This window comes from Nocardia sp. NPDC059228, assembly GCF_042754245.1.
Taxonomy (GTDB): Bacteria; Actinomycetota; Actinomycetes; order Mycobacteriales; family Mycobacteriaceae; genus Nocardia.
In genome coordinates this window covers 1-13,228 of record NZ_JBHZAL010000055.1, presented here as the reverse complement: position 1 = coordinate 13,228, position 13,228 = coordinate 1, and the positions used below count along the sequence as shown (strand labels likewise).

The following is a 13,228-nucleotide window of genomic DNA, read 5'->3' as shown; positions in this document are numbered from 1 at the left end:
ACCCATTGCCTCACCCCAGAAAGGGGAAACCCGACATGCACGAACCGGTCACCGCCCACCCCGCCGGCAGGGTCCCGGGCCGCAGATACAAGTCCCTGGGCCTGTTCCTGACCAACCTCGTGGCCCCCGCCTACGGTCGCCAGGTCGCCGTCCGCAACGACATCGTCTGGTGTCCCGAGCCGTGGAAGCACCCCGGGGCGGCGGAACGGCTGGTCGCCATGTGGCACGCCTACGAGGGCGCTTTGCGTAGCCCTGAGGAGAGCGCGCTCAGCATGTGGTGGCTCGACGCCGACGCCCACATGCGCGCCCTGATGGACCACGCCGGCGAATTCTCCCTCTGCCACAAGGGGCACAAAACGACGCTGGAACCGCTACCGCTGAACCTCGACGCCGCCCCGCCGGAACTGTTCGCCGAGGTCACCCGCCAGCCCGCCACCGTGACCGACACGGCGGCATGAGGAAGGAAGAATCCGATGACCGACGACAGATACGACCCCAAGGACAGATACGGCCTGTTCGGGGGCAGCTTTCCACTGTCCGCGCTCCAGGATCTCGTCCAGCAGCTCGACGCACTCGACGACATGCCGCCCGAGACCGCGGGCGAGCGAAACGAACGCGAACGCCAGGAACGCGAACGCCAGGAACGTGAACGCCGGACCGAACGGGCCCGGCAAGCCCACGAACGCGAGCACGGCCGCACTCGCTGATCGGCGCAGTGCCCAACACCCGACAATCGCGATCGTGGCCGGAGAGGAAAACGCCATGGACTACTACGAAGACAAACACCTCATCGTCAGGACCGACAGAGGCCCAGGGTCGGCCGCAGAGATGGCCCGAAAGATCACCGATTCGAATATTCAAAACGCCGTCGAACGCTTGGGCTCGGCCATCGATGTGGACGCCATCACCGAGAACATGCACGCTCAGCACCTGCGCATCCAAGCCGAACAGGCCGAGGCGCAGCGGCTGCGGGAACTCCGCGAACGCGCCCGCGCAGCAGAGCGCGCCGCCCTCGCCCGCGAGCGGGAAGGACACGGACGCGAAGGACGCGGCAGGTAGCCTGACCGGCCAACGAAAACCGCCGTGACCAGCAGCAACTCTCAGTTCCCGACCTCGCCGAGCCACCGCACGTAACCCACCCGATTACCCCGATAACCCTCAAAATTCTGTGGCCACCTGCAACAAGGCAGGTGGCCACAGTCGTGTCCGGCCCCGGGGCTCAGTGTCGGCCGAGCACTGTCCGCCGCGCGAGGGTGAGGAAGTCAGCGGCCAGCCCGGACCAGCTCGGGCCGTGAACGGGAGCGGGGTGCGCGAGGTGGATGGTTTCGTCCTGCGCGAGGGGAGGAATCTGGTCGGCGGGGACTTCTTCCCGCTCCACACTCGGGTCGGCGTCGACCTGTTCGGGGGGTGTTGGTGCAGAAACGGTGCCCAGCACCGGCAGGGCTTTGCCGCCGTTGTAGGTGCGTTCCCAGCTGGTGATTTTGTCGCGGACGGCCTCGTCGATCAGCGCGGCCAGCGATTCCGAGCCGGGCTCGTCCGGGTGGTGGTGGGCCATCCAGATCACGGCGGTGCGCATGTATTTCAGCAGCGCCAGGTCGAAATTGATGCCCTGCTGGCGGGTTTTCTCGCCGCAGCGCTGGCGGGCCGGACGGAAATCGGTGGCGCTCGACAGTGCGGGGCGGGGCGTGCGGCGGCGGCGCGTGGGCTGTGCAGTCATATCGGAACGCTACCGGCCCTGAACAACCACACAAGGGCCGAAAAAGGGGCCGAGCCAGCTGATACCTGGCTCGGCCCCTTTCGCAGTCTCTCACTGACCCGACAGGGGCAGCTTGGGCAGTCTCGACAGCGACAGCGGGCCCGGCGGATCCGGTGCCGGTGCCGGTTCCGCGGCCGGGACGGGCGGGTCCTGCGGCAGCCGGTCCAGGACGTGGTTCACCACGGCCAGATTCCGGTGCACCGGTGAGGCCACCACGAACACCTCACCCCTGTTCTCGTCGCCGGTCACGTGTACGACCCCGAGGCCGGCCAACCGGCGCAGTGCCTCGGCCACCAGCTCGGGGTTCGGGTCGTTCTCGCGCGGACCTACTTCGTAGCGCATTCGCCGCTCAGTCCGGCCTGCCGCAAGGGCCGAAGAACAGGCACTCGATGAACTCGCGCGGATCCATTGCGCGGGCCTGGGATTCGAGCCGGTCGAGCACCTCGGCCAGCTCGTCCAGGTCCAGTTCGTCCCCGTCATCGAATGGGGCCCGCCACTTCTGCACGACATGGGCCTCGCAGATGGTGCGTCCGGGAGCCGATCCGCTGCCTACGGAATCGATCACGAAATCCAGCTGGTCGTCGTCCGTGGTGAACGCACAGGCCAGTTTGTCGGGGGTGGCGTCGTCCACGCGGTTCATCTCGACACCGCCGAAGCTGGGGCGATAGATCCACCCGGATTCCGTGTCAGGGCAACCGTTCTCGTCCAGAGTGGCGTACTCGCTCGGGCTCCAGCCGCGAGCAGTCAGGAACTCGTGCAGGGTTTGCAGGTCGGCGTCGGTGCCAGGCCCATGGATCACGGTGGTCATCGCGAAAGTCCTTCCGGCTCGTATATCGCCCGGTCGGGGGCGGTGCAGGTGCAGCGGATGGCAGGCTCAAGCGGCGCGCGGTCCGCACCCAGGACCCAGCCATCCCCGGCACAGCCGGGGCAATCCGGGGTCGGCTTGCGGCGGGCGCCGGGTTCGGCGAACAGCGCCGGGCCAGCATCGGGGTCGAGAGTCTTGGATCGCTTGCTTCTCACAGGTCTTCTCCCGGGTGTCCGTTGAATTGCCATGTGCCGCTGGGGGAGCGGGCCGGCGGTAGCGCCAGGTTGATCACGTGGTTGTCATCCAGCACGAACGCGCCCTTCGAGTGCAGGGTGTGCAGATACATCACGACCGCATCGGCTCCGCCTGGTACGGCGGCGAGTTCGCCCCATTCGGGATGGTCAAGCATGTTCTGTTCCGCCTGCGCGGGGTCGCACACCTCGGCGGCGAAGTCCGCCAGCGGGACTGGCCTATAGCGCTCGGTGTCCCCGGTGATCGCGAACAAGAGAACGCCGTCGCGGATCTGTTGATCCAGGAACAGCGCCGCCATCGGCACCAGCCCCTCGTAGCGTGGACCCAGTTTGATCAGGGCATCGAGCATGTCTTTCTCGTCGCCACCCAGGCCCGGAACCGGCGGGCAATCGATCAGTTCGGCAGCCCCGGCGGGCACGTTGAACCAGTCCTGATAGCCATGGAAAGGCGGCGGCGAACCGTAGAGCGGGTGATCGCGCAGGCGAGCCTCCTCCCGCCGCTGTGCGCGAGCACGGGCGCGCTGTTTGTCCTGTTTCGAACGGTTCTTCTTCGGCCGATTCGACATGTCCCCAAGCCCTTTCCGGTCAGAGGTCCCGACCGCACGGCCCGAAGAACAGGCATTCGATCAACTCGCGGGCATCGAGCGCGCGGGCTGCGGGTTCGAGCCGATCCAGCAGCGCGCCGAGTTCGGTGAAATCCAGATCGTTCCAGCGATCAGCGGCCTCGTCGTAGTGCTCCTCGACGGGAAGGCTGTGCTCGGCCACCGGATGGGCCTCGCAGCCGCGCCAGTTCCCCGCCGTGCTCACGTCCACACTCAGACCGCCCTCGAACCCGAACCCGCAGGCCAGCGAGCACGGAGTCGAGTCCTCGACGGAGTTCATCACGACCCCGCCGTAGCTGGCCGCATAGCGCCACCTGGTTTCGGGATCGGTGGGGCGGCCGTCCTCGTCGGTGCCGTAGTAGTCCGGCATGGTGATCACCCACCCGCGGCCGGTCAGGTAGTCGTGCAAGCCGTGCAGGTGGGCCTCGGCGATGCTGGGGCCGTGGAGAACGCGCTCCATGATGGGAGTCCCTTCATGATCAGTAGGGCCGTAGTGGTGCCTGGATGCGTCCCTGGCCCCCGAAATCCCATCGTTGGGATTCGGGGTTCAGAATGCGCCGAACCGGCCCCAGAAGGCCGAATAGCGCGAAATCATCCGGCCAGGAATCGCGGAGGTGCCGAAGGCTCGGCGGCGGCCATGGCAGTCGCGGGGGCGTCATCGAGCCATCCCTCACGCTCGGACCAGCACATCGAGCACTCACCATCGGGCCGCGACCCGGGGTTGTAGCGCGCGTGCTCGGGGCACCTGGGCCGCGCCGGCGCCGCAGCGACCGCGACAGCGATGGCCGGGCGCTCTGGGGCGTCGCGTAGCACTCCGACCAGCAGGCCCATCGGCTTACGCACATTGCTGGCACCACCGAAGTCGGCCACGGCCTTGGCCACGTTCGTCTCGATCCAGCGGCCGAGAGCATCCGCGCTCCAGCCGCCTTCGGCCAGACGAGCCTCGATCGCGGGTGCCTCGTTGCGGATCACGCTGCGCTCCACAGGCCACGGCAGCGCCAGCCCGGCCAGCAGTTGCTCGGCGGCCGAACGTACCGACCCGACCACCATCGACAGCTGCGCTTGCCCGGATTGTGTAGAGGGCTCAGCAGGCAGGCAGGCAGACGGTTCGGCAGCGGCTTGCCAACGCGCCGCGCCCTGTCTGTCTGTTGATTGACGGTTCTCTGACTGTTTGTTCGTCAAATCGACGTGATCAGTCACGTCGATTTGACGTGAACAGTTACGTCGATTTGACGTATTCGAACGAGTTTTCGAATACGTCGATTTGACGTAACTGGGGCTGACCTGGGGTTTCTCGGCGACAGAGTTATCCACAGCCCCGCTGACCTGCGGGGATTCCGGCTCGGTCTTCGCCCGTTTCGGACGCGCGGCCCGCTGCTGGGCGGAGTTATCCACAGCCTGGGATTCCGCGGCGGCCTTCGCCCGTTCCAGGCGCGCGGCCCGCTGCCGGGCGGTGCTGCGGCCGGGCACCAGCGGCTTGCCATCGGCCAGCGCACCCGCGTCGACCAGGTCCTCGAACTTCTCGCCGGGGAACAACATGTCGGGCAGGTGCTCGGCCATATGGACCGCCTTCGGGTCCGGCCGGGCGACCTGGTGCTGTTGAAGCTTGGCGATGTTGAGCCGGTACATGTTCGACTTGCCGAAGCGGCGCTTGCGGACGACCCACCCCATCTTGTCCAGCAGGGTCCCGGTCTTCGAAAGCGCCGACTCGGACATACCGGTCTCAAGCATCATCAGCTCAAGACCCGGCCACGCCAGGTCATGCTCTTCCTCGTTGGCGTGGTTGCCGACGCACCGCAGGAACGCCTTGCAGGCCGCCCACTTGGTCGACTCGATATCGACCAGATGTACCCGATCGACCAGGGCAGTGTGAAAGTTGCTCACCGGGCCACTCCCGCAACACGGCTCGACGCGCCGATATCGACTCGGCCACAATCCGCGACCAGCGCGGGGAGGGAGAGAGATGCGGTCATTTGGCGTTGACCTGCAAAAAAAATGCTCATGGTCACCCCTTTCCGGGTGCTCCACAAGCTCACAGTTCGCGAAACTCAGACGGGTCGTATGACATCTGTCCGACCTGGCCTGTATCGTCAGCCGCGAGCTTGGTTCTCAAAGCCCCTCTCGCCGCGTCGCCAAACACATGCGAGGGGGGCTGCTTTATGTCTCATGCGGATTTCAGTCCGCGCCGTCCAGCCAACCACAGGACTTACACCCGTGTAACCCCGCCGCGCCGGGTTCGGCCAGATTCCCACTGACGGTGTGAAAGCCCGCCTCCGATTGGCGATTCGGGGCGGGCTTTCTGTTACCCGATGCGCGAGTCACGCCGTTGTGGCCCTGGGCACTCCGTTGTGCCTGCATCTGGGATGGATTGCGGGGCAGGCTATTCCGCGGGTTCCCACGGGCCAGTGGTGACGGTGATGGTGCGGGACACGACCATCACCGGGTGGCCGGCCACCCCGAGCCGCGGCGCCCAGTCCTCGGCGATGTCGCCTGCGCGGTCCTGGGCGTACTCGATATCCGGGAACACCATGAACGGCTCCGGGTGGTCGGGGCTGTACTCGCGATACGGGCCACCGACGAGCACCGCGTACTCGTGGTGGGTCAGCGGGGCCGGGGCCGGGTAGTCGCGGTTGAGGCCCTCCACATCGGGAGTGACGTGCTCGTAGGCGGGGACGCTGACCGCGCCCACGTCACCGAGGCGGGCCACCTGCGCGGTCCAGCTGTTCAGGCCGATGCTCTCAGCATCGGCGGCCAGCCGCTCCAGCTGCACCCGTGCATCGTCCTCGGTGCGGAACAGCTCGGGGTCCCAGTCGTTGTCCGGGTCGCCCGGCCGGACCGGGCCGTCCGGGCTGTAGAGCGCGTCACCGGGCAGCACGATCACCCACCGCTCGGCCAGCCGGGACAGCGGGGAGACGGGGGCCAAGTGATCGGCCATGAATATGCCTTTCTCGATCAGGGTGGTGGTGCCGGTCTGCTCGGTGAGGTGGTTCATCGTTCCCCCCGGCCGCGGTCGATGATGTCCTGCTCGTCGGCGTAGTACGCCAGGCCCGCGTGGGGTCGTTCGGCGTGCACCAGGACCAGCCGATGCGCGCTGAAGATCTGGTTCGGCGCGATGTAGCGGGTCGGCGAGGCGTCCGATTCCTGCAAGGCGGGCGCGATGAGCACGAACAAAGGCTGGCAGCCCATGAGGTCGTAGGGGGTGACCATGGCCAGGCAATCCTGGAACCTGCCGCGCCCGCGCCCGTAGGTGCCGGTAATCGACCAGATCGAATCCGGCTCAGGCAGCAGCCACGGCATCCGCGCGACCAGCTCCAGATTCACCGCTGCGGTGTCGGTCATCGCAGGTCCTCGCGGTCGAGCTGACGCCAGGCGTCGGCGTGGGTGGTGCACAACAGCAGCGCGGTGTCGCGCTGGCCGGGGAAGCTGCGGCGCTGACGCGGCAGCATCCGCGCCCCGCAACGCCCCCGGGTCTCGTGCTGGAGCTGGGCGCACTCGCCGCACACCAGGCGCGCGGTCGGCCGCGCAATCGTGGTCCACGACGGAGCCCGCCCGGTCCTGGCCCGATAGTCCGGGTCTTCAGCGAATTTCGCCGACAACGGCGTCGTCATCGCGGGTCACCTCCACCGCAGATGGCGAAGGGCGCGCAGGACACCGCGGTAGGCGAGACGACCGAGGCCGGGACCGGGTCGCGGTGGCCGGCGGTCAGCAACAGCACCGTGCCGAACAGCACCGACGCCACGACGGCGGCCAATACCGCGACCAGCATCGGCGAGTCCTGCGAAGTGCGCCCGATATGACCGAGCGTGTGTCTGAGGATGAGCATTGAAGTCCCCTTTCCGGGAAGATCAGGGACGGAACCGGCCAGCGTCCTTCTGGCCGGTTCCGCCAGCTTTTTCGGGGGTTGTCAGGCGAAGACCACAGCGGCGGAATCGTCATCGATCACGCACTCGACCAGCGCCTCGGCGACCTCCGCGATGTACGGCTCGCACGCCTCGGTCGGGTCGGGCTGGCTCCAGTCGATCGGCAGCGCTTCAAGCAACTCGGCCAGCCGCCGCAGATCGACGCGGGCACCGGTATCGGTCACCGGACGGCCACCGGGGATGTGGATCAGCAGGAACGGATGATGCTCGGCGTAGCGGATCTCGCCGTCGTTGAAGACCATCAGCTGCGGCGCGATGGCGAAATGGGCGCTCACCTGGTCGGCGGTGACCTCGGTGGTGGCGTCCCCGGGCAGGTCGGCGGTGATTTTGATCAGAGCCATATCGGTACTTCCTTCTCGATTTTTCGAACGGTGTTCGGGATGATCTGGGGCGGAACCGGCCAGCGTCCTTCTGGCCGGTTCCGCCATTTCCGGGGTGGGTCAGCCGATCTCGGTGGCGACCGAGCCGTTCACGTGCCACGGGGCGCGCATCATCGGCGGCATCGGGGCCGTGGGATAGGCCGAGACGTTCGGGTGCGCCAGCGCCGCGTCCATCAGCGAGGCCACCTCCTCGACGTTTCCGCCGTGGATCGACACCGAGCGGTGCCCGTCCGGGTGGATGGAGACGTAGACGCTGACCTCACGGGGCGCGGTGGCGCGGGAGAACAGGGACATCGAAATCGGTTTCCTTTCTGGGGTTTTCACTTGCTGGTGGCCTGGCGGGCCTGGCGGGTGGCGTTCTTGAGCACCTTGCGGGCGGTGCGATCGATGCGGCAGTCGTGGCGGTTGTGCTTGCGGTGCTCCGCGTGCACGTTGCGGGCTTCGGCCTCGGTCAGGCGGCCGGGGTAGCTGCACTGCCAGGGGATGACCAGCCACTCATCGGTCAGGGCGTGGTATCCGAGCGTTGCCATGCCGCTCACCGCCCCTGCTCGCTGGTGGTGTCCACGGCCACGAAATCCCTCGACAGCAACCGCTCTGCCGTCATCACGGTGGCCCGCATCGGCTCGGTGACCTGGCCCTCGTACTCCCGGCGGATCACCATCAGCAGGATCCGGTCCGTGTCGGCCGGTCCCACGACCCGCAGCGTGCGGATGTTGGAGTTGCGGTTGTCGCGGAACAGCTTCCCGACCGGGATGCGGTGCCCGTCGTACTCGATGACCTGCATGTCGCTCACCGGGCCATGTCCGGCAGGTCCAGCGACCGCCACACGTTCGGGTTCCGGTTCAGCTTCATGACCCCCGCGCGGGACAGCGCCGCGCGAGCGCGCCCGCGGATCTTGCAGGTGATCTGGCCGGCGCACTCCTTGTGGTCACGCATGACCTGGCGGGCCTGGTCGACTGACAGCGGCGACGTGGCACCGCACGGCCACGCCGACAGTTCCTCGGTGTCGAGGTTCATCGGCCGGTAGCCCTCGGGATTGGACGCGGACATCTCAGGGCGCTTCCAGATGCCATCGGTGTCCATCTCCAGCCGGACAACTCGCAGCTCGGTCGGCCCGGTCTTCGGGATGCCGTAGCTGGATTCGAGCATGTCCGCGATGCCCCGAGCCTCGGCAGCCGCGTCGGCCTCGACGAACCACACCGTGGGCTGGGTGGTCCACGGGTCGTCCAGCATCGCCATGGCCTGCGGGTCCTGGTACAGCGTCCCGTTCGGCAACTGGATACCCCACGCCGGTCCGTTGACCAGTACGAACGCCATCGACCGGGACTTGCCCGAGCGGTAGACGCCCTCGACGTCGGTGGGGGTGAGCGTCGGTGTGCTCATGTTCTTGTTTCCCATTTCTCTCAACCATCTGGTAGCACTTCGGTTTGATTTGGTACCATTCTGGTAGTTCGATAGTACATCGAATCCAGCACCAAGGAACAGAGATGAACGAGAGAAATGAACGACACGACATCGACCAGGCAGTTGGTAGCTCCAGCTACCAACTGCCAACATGGGCTCATGCCCCCACGCACCGGCCAGCGGACCTTCCGCCTAAACGAGAAGCAAGCGAAGACGTGGGAGGACGCTCTGTCTCTTTCCGGTCTGTCGCAGCAGAAGGCAATGGAAACCCTCGTGGAGGCACTGGGCGAGGAGCTGATTCCCAGCCTGATCGAACTGCGCGCCGAGCTGTTCCGCCGAGCGCGGGAAGCCTCCAAGAACAAGTAACCCTCGAACAGGGTGGACCCCGCCAGAAGGACGCTGGCCGGTTCCCCGAGTTCTCCTACTTCCCGTTCCTCGGGTTCGCCGATGAGTTCGTGACCCTGTGCGGGAGCATGCGGTTCTTCCCACAGATGCTCGACGTGGCCGCGGATCTGTCCGAGCGGGGCGTGATCGTGCTCGCGCCGTTCCGGGTCGTCCCCGACACCGAGCAGGGCTCGGATGTGAAAGCCCGCCTGGATCAGTTGCACCTGCGCAAGATCGCGCTGTGCGATCGGGTGGTCGTGGTCACCGACGAGTCCCACTACATCGGCGCGTCGACCCGCGCTGAAATCGCCTACGCCACCGAGAACGGCAAGCCGATCAGCTGGGCCGTGCGCGGCACCGCCGCCCTGAACGCCGGCGGTGCGCGATGAGCGACCGTCAGCCCCCGCACCCGTTCACCGTCGCCCTGGTCCAGATCATCGGCTTCCTCGCGCTGTTCACCGGCGGAGCGCTGCTGATGAAGGGCCTGATGTCGGGCACCATCAAACCGGCCGAAATCGCGGCCCAGATCCCGCACTGGAAAGCCGCCGTACTCGAAGCACTGCCCACCGTCCTCGAAGGCGGCGCGGCCGTGGTCGGCTCGCTGCTGGCCGTGGTCCTGGCGGCCAAACACGGCCGCGCGGTCCTGCGGGCCTGGATCACCGTGTGGTGGCGCTACCGGCGTCGCTGGGCGCGCGTGCTGGCCCATCAGGAACTCACCATGACCGACGCCAAACACGGCATCCAGGTGCCGACCCTGCGCTCGGTGGTGACCGACCGTCACGCCGACGTGCTGACCGTGGCCATGCTGCCCGGCCAGTCCCCCGAGGAATGGCACCGCCGCAGCGCCGACCTGGCCAAAGCGTTCGGCGCCAAGACCGGACAGGTCCGCACGGGCACCGACTCCGCCATCGACCTGGTGCTCTCGCGCCGAGACGGCGGCCTGCTGCCCGCACAAATGGCGCTGCCCGCGCCCAAGGCTCCAGCGGTGTCGATCGTGCTGCCCGGTATCGAGCACGGCCAGCCCAAGGGCGAGGCGGTGGCATTCGTGCGGGCCTGGGGCCTGCAAATCGGCTACGCGCGTGTCGTGGCCGTCGACACCAATGATCACGATCGGCGGCCCGTCCGCCGCAACCTGTGGGGTTTCCGATGGCTGACAGTTCGCACGGCGGTGATGGCATGAACGCCCAGGCAGTAGCCCTGCTGGTCCTGGGCGGCGGGGGCGCGGCATGGCTGGTCGGCGGAACGCTGTACCTGGCCTACGGCCTGCCCGGACTGATCGTGTTCGTCGCCCTGGTCGCGACTCCGATCCTGCTGGGTCTGTGGTCACGCTCGGCCAAGGCCGCCGCCGCGCGCCGCGCCGAGCACGACCGCCAGGCCGAACAGCGCGCGTGGATGTACCGCTTCCCCCAGCCCGAGATCCGCGCCGCGCTGTTCAAGCTCACCGACCCGATGGAAGCCGCGCAGCTGTGGGCCTCCATGGGCCTGGGCACCATGCCCCGCTGGATCGGCTCGGGCGAGAACGCTCGCTTGGAGCCGGGCGCGTGGCCGGCGGTGGTCGATGCCGAGCCCACCGGAGTCGGCGCGCAGGTCGTACTCGACGCCGGCGGGCTCGGGCACTCGCTCAAGCACTACGTCGAACGGCGCGGCCAGCTCGTCATGGGCCTGAACCTGCTCGACGTGAACGTCAGCGCCGACATCGGCGAGCGCGTGGTGCTGTCGCTGAAAGTCCGGGACCCGCTGGTCGAGATGCACGTCTCGGGCCTGCTCGACGACGCGACCCGCGCCCGCATCGAAGCTGCGGCCAAGGCCGCGACCACCCCGGCCGAGGAAGCCGAGCTGCTCACCCTGGCCTGCCAGGACGCACAGCTCACCGTGCCCGTGGACGGCCTGTCCTGCACCGACGACATCACCCTGATGATCAGCCAGACCGGCGAGTGGATCACCGTCAACCTGGCCGCCGGCGCCCACGGCGGCGTTCAGGGCGCATCCCGCTCGGGCAAGTCCATCTTCCTGAACTCGCTGCTGGCCTGGGCATCGCTCATGCGTGACGTGCGGGTGGTCATCATCGACCCCAACACCGCCGCCGTCGCGCCCTGGTGGCGCACCGCCTACCTGGTCTGCAACTCCAACGACCCGGCCGAGGCCACCGCCATCCTCACGCGGGTCAACAAGGAGATGAAAGAGCGCGAGCACCTGTTCTGGTCCGGCCACACCGACCGCATCACCCGCTTCAGCCCGGACCTGCCGCTCTACCTGGTCGTCATCGACGAAGTGCCCGAGTTCGCCGAGGACAAGAAGTTTCAGGCCGAGCTCAAGCGCTTCGGCGCCCAGTCCGCCAAGTTCGGCGGACGGCTCTACCCGGCCGGTCAGAAGCTCGAAGAGGACAGCCTGTCCAGCGCCACCAAGGCCAACCTCTTCGATCGGTTCTGCTTCCGCGTCGAAACCCCCCAGGCCATGAAGCACCTGTTCGAGAACGCCCCCGCACTGCAAGCCGCGGGCCTCGACGCCGTAGACGAGAAGATGCCCCAGGGCGTGGCCATCGTCCGCACCCGCCGCCACCCCGAAACCACCCGCGCCCGCGCGGTCTACCTGCCCACCGAGGCGTGCTGGTTCATCTCCGACGCCATCGTCGCCGTACGCGGACAGGTCCGCCCGCTGCCCGGCAGCGAACCGCCGGCCCTCCCCGCCGGGAAGTCCGCCACCCCCGACAGCAACACAGTGGACATCATCAAGCCCCCGGCCCTGGGGACCCCGAAGTCCACCAGCACCGACGGCAAAGCACCGCTGAAACTGCCGAGCCTGCCGAAGTTACCCCAGGTAGGAGGCAATAGAACGGTGATCCCGTTCGACCGCAACGCCCGCACCGAGCCCGCCGACAACACCACCCCGGACGGCCCCGAAGGCGAGGACGAAGACACCGGCACCAACTAGCAAACCAACCGCAACCAACCTCTAGTTCACTTCATTTCACGCATACCAGTAGTTCCAGTAATTCAACATAAACAATAGGAAAGGAATGATTGCAGTAGGGAGTAAGTATTGCTGGTACGAAACAACTCGACACGAACTGATAGAATACAGTCAACAACACACATGATCTAGAAAGGATCGAATCAATGTCTGAAACCGAAGCTCGGAGCGATGTACGAAAGACGAATGTCACTCTGGAGCGCAGCGATATGCGCGACTTCAAACGATTGATGCTCGATTGGGAAGAAGAAAAAGACTTTCCGATTGAACTCAAAGAGTCGCACTGCCTCAATACTGCAGTGAAACTCATTATTCGTTCATCCAATCCGAAATTGGTGGATGAATATCTCGATCGAACTGGTACGACAGATAAAGATGCTCGAAAGCGAGTTCACGAATTGTACGAATGGTTTCTTAAGCAGTACATCGAATTGCTTTCCGAGGTTGTTGATTCTCGTATCGAATCAGATAAACGTCGAGCTCCACGAAAATAAAAGAATTAAATCGAGAGTTCGCGAAATGTGCACTGAGAGAAAATGCACCTTTCGCGAACTTTTGTATTGCACGATAAAATCAGAAAAGGGAGATTTGAAATGATAAGAAATTCACGAATTGCGATCAAATCTCAAATAGACGAATTACAGATTTGGAATTCTTTAAAATTCGATAATATTCATTCCCGAATTTTATCACAATTAATAATTACGGATTTAAATAAAAAAATAAAGCCATAAATATTCCCCACCTTCTCATGAG

22 protein-coding genes are annotated in these 13,228 nt (G+C 65.7%); 7 read left to right on the top strand and 15 right to left on the bottom strand.

Annotated elements, in window-relative coordinates; genetic code table 11:
* Positions 1–35 precede the first annotated feature (35 nt).
* From ACFXKA_RS40090 to ACFXKA_RS40080, 3 genes are read left to right on the top strand one after another with little or no spacing between them, the layout of a single operon-like run.
* Positions 36–458, top strand: a complete 423-nt coding sequence (locus ACFXKA_RS40090) for a DUF4913 domain-containing protein (RefSeq protein ID WP_379431449.1) — start codon at positions 36–38, stop codon at positions 456–458.
* A 15-nt stretch (positions 459–473) separates the two neighbouring features.
* Positions 474–707 carry a hypothetical protein gene (locus ACFXKA_RS40085; RefSeq protein ID WP_379431448.1) on the top strand — a complete coding sequence of 78 codons (234 nt, stop codon included), beginning with the start codon at positions 474–476 and terminating at the stop codon, positions 705–707.
* A 34-nt stretch (positions 708–741) separates the two neighbouring features.
* On the top strand, positions 742–1,059 hold the full coding sequence (locus tag ACFXKA_RS40080) for a hypothetical protein (protein ID WP_379431447.1): 318 nt from the start codon (positions 742–744) through the stop codon (positions 1,057–1,059).
* 160 nt (positions 1,060–1,219) lie between these two features.
* On the opposite strand, the gene ACFXKA_RS40075 is transcribed toward ACFXKA_RS40080, so the two are convergent.
* From ACFXKA_RS40075 to ACFXKA_RS40005, 15 genes are all read right to left on the bottom strand, one after another.
* The gene (locus ACFXKA_RS40075; protein ID WP_379431446.1) at positions 1,220–1,717 is read right to left on the bottom strand and encodes a hypothetical protein; all 498 of its coding nucleotides are present in this window, start codon (positions 1,715–1,717) and stop codon (positions 1,220–1,222) included.
* Positions 1,718–1,807: 90 nt separating this feature from the next.
* A complete protein-coding gene (locus tag ACFXKA_RS40070) occupies positions 1,808–2,098 on the bottom strand; it encodes a hypothetical protein (protein WP_379431445.1) in 291 nt (96 codons plus the stop codon).
* Between the two features lie 7 nt (positions 2,099–2,105).
* Positions 2,106–2,564, bottom strand: coding sequence for a hypothetical protein (locus ACFXKA_RS40065; RefSeq protein WP_379431444.1), 459 nt, complete (start codon positions 2,562–2,564; stop codon positions 2,106–2,108).
* Positions 2,565–2,772: 208 nt separating this feature from the next.
* Positions 2,773–3,378 (bottom strand): hypothetical protein, encoded by a 606-nt coding sequence (locus ACFXKA_RS40060; protein ID WP_379431443.1) that lies wholly within the window; start codon positions 3,376–3,378, stop codon positions 2,773–2,775.
* Between the two features lie 19 nt (positions 3,379–3,397).
* Complete coding sequence (locus tag ACFXKA_RS40055) at positions 3,398–3,874, bottom strand: hypothetical protein (RefSeq protein ID WP_379431442.1); 477 nt, start codon at positions 3,872–3,874, stop codon at positions 3,398–3,400.
* 131 nt (positions 3,875–4,005) lie between these two features.
* Positions 4,006–5,298 carry a hypothetical protein gene (locus ACFXKA_RS40050; protein WP_379431441.1) on the bottom strand — a complete coding sequence of 431 codons (1,293 nt, stop codon included), beginning with the start codon at positions 5,296–5,298 and terminating at the stop codon, positions 4,006–4,008.
* Positions 5,299–5,794: 496 nt separating this feature from the next.
* Positions 5,795–6,406, bottom strand: a complete 612-nt coding sequence (locus ACFXKA_RS40045; RefSeq protein ID WP_379431440.1) for a hypothetical protein — start codon at positions 6,404–6,406, stop codon at positions 5,795–5,797.
* The gene (locus ACFXKA_RS40040; RefSeq protein ID WP_379431439.1) at positions 6,403–6,753 is read right to left on the bottom strand and encodes a hypothetical protein; all 351 of its coding nucleotides are present in this window, start codon (positions 6,751–6,753) and stop codon (positions 6,403–6,405) included. Before ACFXKA_RS40040 ends, ACFXKA_RS40045 begins: the two co-directional genes overlap by 4 nt.
* A complete protein-coding gene (locus ACFXKA_RS40035; protein WP_379431438.1) occupies positions 6,750–7,022 on the bottom strand; it encodes a hypothetical protein in 273 nt (90 codons plus the stop codon). The genes ACFXKA_RS40040 and ACFXKA_RS40035 overlap by 4 nt, the downstream gene beginning before the upstream one ends.
* On the bottom strand, positions 7,019–7,237 hold the full coding sequence (locus ACFXKA_RS40030; RefSeq protein WP_379431437.1) for a hypothetical protein: 219 nt from the start codon (positions 7,235–7,237) through the stop codon (positions 7,019–7,021). The genes ACFXKA_RS40035 and ACFXKA_RS40030 overlap by 4 nt, the downstream gene beginning before the upstream one ends.
* A gap of 81 nt (positions 7,238–7,318) precedes the next feature.
* Complete coding sequence (locus tag ACFXKA_RS40025; protein ID WP_379431436.1) at positions 7,319–7,675, bottom strand: hypothetical protein; 357 nt, start codon at positions 7,673–7,675, stop codon at positions 7,319–7,321.
* 99 nt (positions 7,676–7,774) lie between these two features.
* Complete coding sequence (locus ACFXKA_RS40020) at positions 7,775–8,008, bottom strand: hypothetical protein (protein ID WP_379431435.1); 234 nt, start codon at positions 8,006–8,008, stop codon at positions 7,775–7,777.
* 26 nt (positions 8,009–8,034) lie between these two features.
* Entirely contained in the window at positions 8,035–8,244 is a 210-nt protein-coding gene (locus tag ACFXKA_RS40015) for a hypothetical protein (RefSeq protein WP_379431434.1), read from the bottom strand.
* 5 nt (positions 8,245–8,249) lie between these two features.
* On the bottom strand, positions 8,250–8,507 hold the full coding sequence (locus ACFXKA_RS40010; protein ID WP_379431433.1) for a hypothetical protein: 258 nt from the start codon (positions 8,505–8,507) through the stop codon (positions 8,250–8,252).
* Positions 8,504–9,097 carry a hypothetical protein gene (locus tag ACFXKA_RS40005; protein WP_379431432.1) on the bottom strand — a complete coding sequence of 198 codons (594 nt, stop codon included), beginning with the start codon at positions 9,095–9,097 and terminating at the stop codon, positions 8,504–8,506. The genes ACFXKA_RS40010 and ACFXKA_RS40005 overlap by 4 nt, the downstream gene beginning before the upstream one ends.
* A gap of 494 nt (positions 9,098–9,591) precedes the next feature.
* Here ACFXKA_RS40005 and ACFXKA_RS40000 point away from each other — a divergent pair, with 494 nt between their 5' ends.
* From ACFXKA_RS40000 to ACFXKA_RS39985, 4 genes are all read left to right on the top strand, one after another.
* Positions 9,592–9,891: a hypothetical protein gene (locus ACFXKA_RS40000; protein WP_379431431.1), complete on the top strand. Its 300-nt coding sequence runs from the start codon at positions 9,592–9,594 to the stop codon at positions 9,889–9,891.
* Positions 9,888–10,682, top strand: a complete 795-nt coding sequence (locus ACFXKA_RS39995) for a hypothetical protein (protein ID WP_379431430.1) — start codon at positions 9,888–9,890, stop codon at positions 10,680–10,682. The genes ACFXKA_RS40000 and ACFXKA_RS39995 overlap by 4 nt, the downstream gene beginning before the upstream one ends.
* On the top strand, positions 10,679–12,433 hold the full coding sequence (locus ACFXKA_RS39990) for an FtsK/SpoIIIE domain-containing protein (protein WP_379431429.1): 1,755 nt from the start codon (positions 10,679–10,681) through the stop codon (positions 12,431–12,433). Before ACFXKA_RS39995 ends, ACFXKA_RS39990 begins: the two co-directional genes overlap by 4 nt.
* A 185-nt stretch (positions 12,434–12,618) precedes the next feature.
* Positions 12,619–12,966, top strand: a complete 348-nt coding sequence (locus tag ACFXKA_RS39985; protein WP_379431428.1) for a hypothetical protein — start codon at positions 12,619–12,621, stop codon at positions 12,964–12,966.
* Positions 12,967–13,228: the final 262 nt, after the last annotated feature.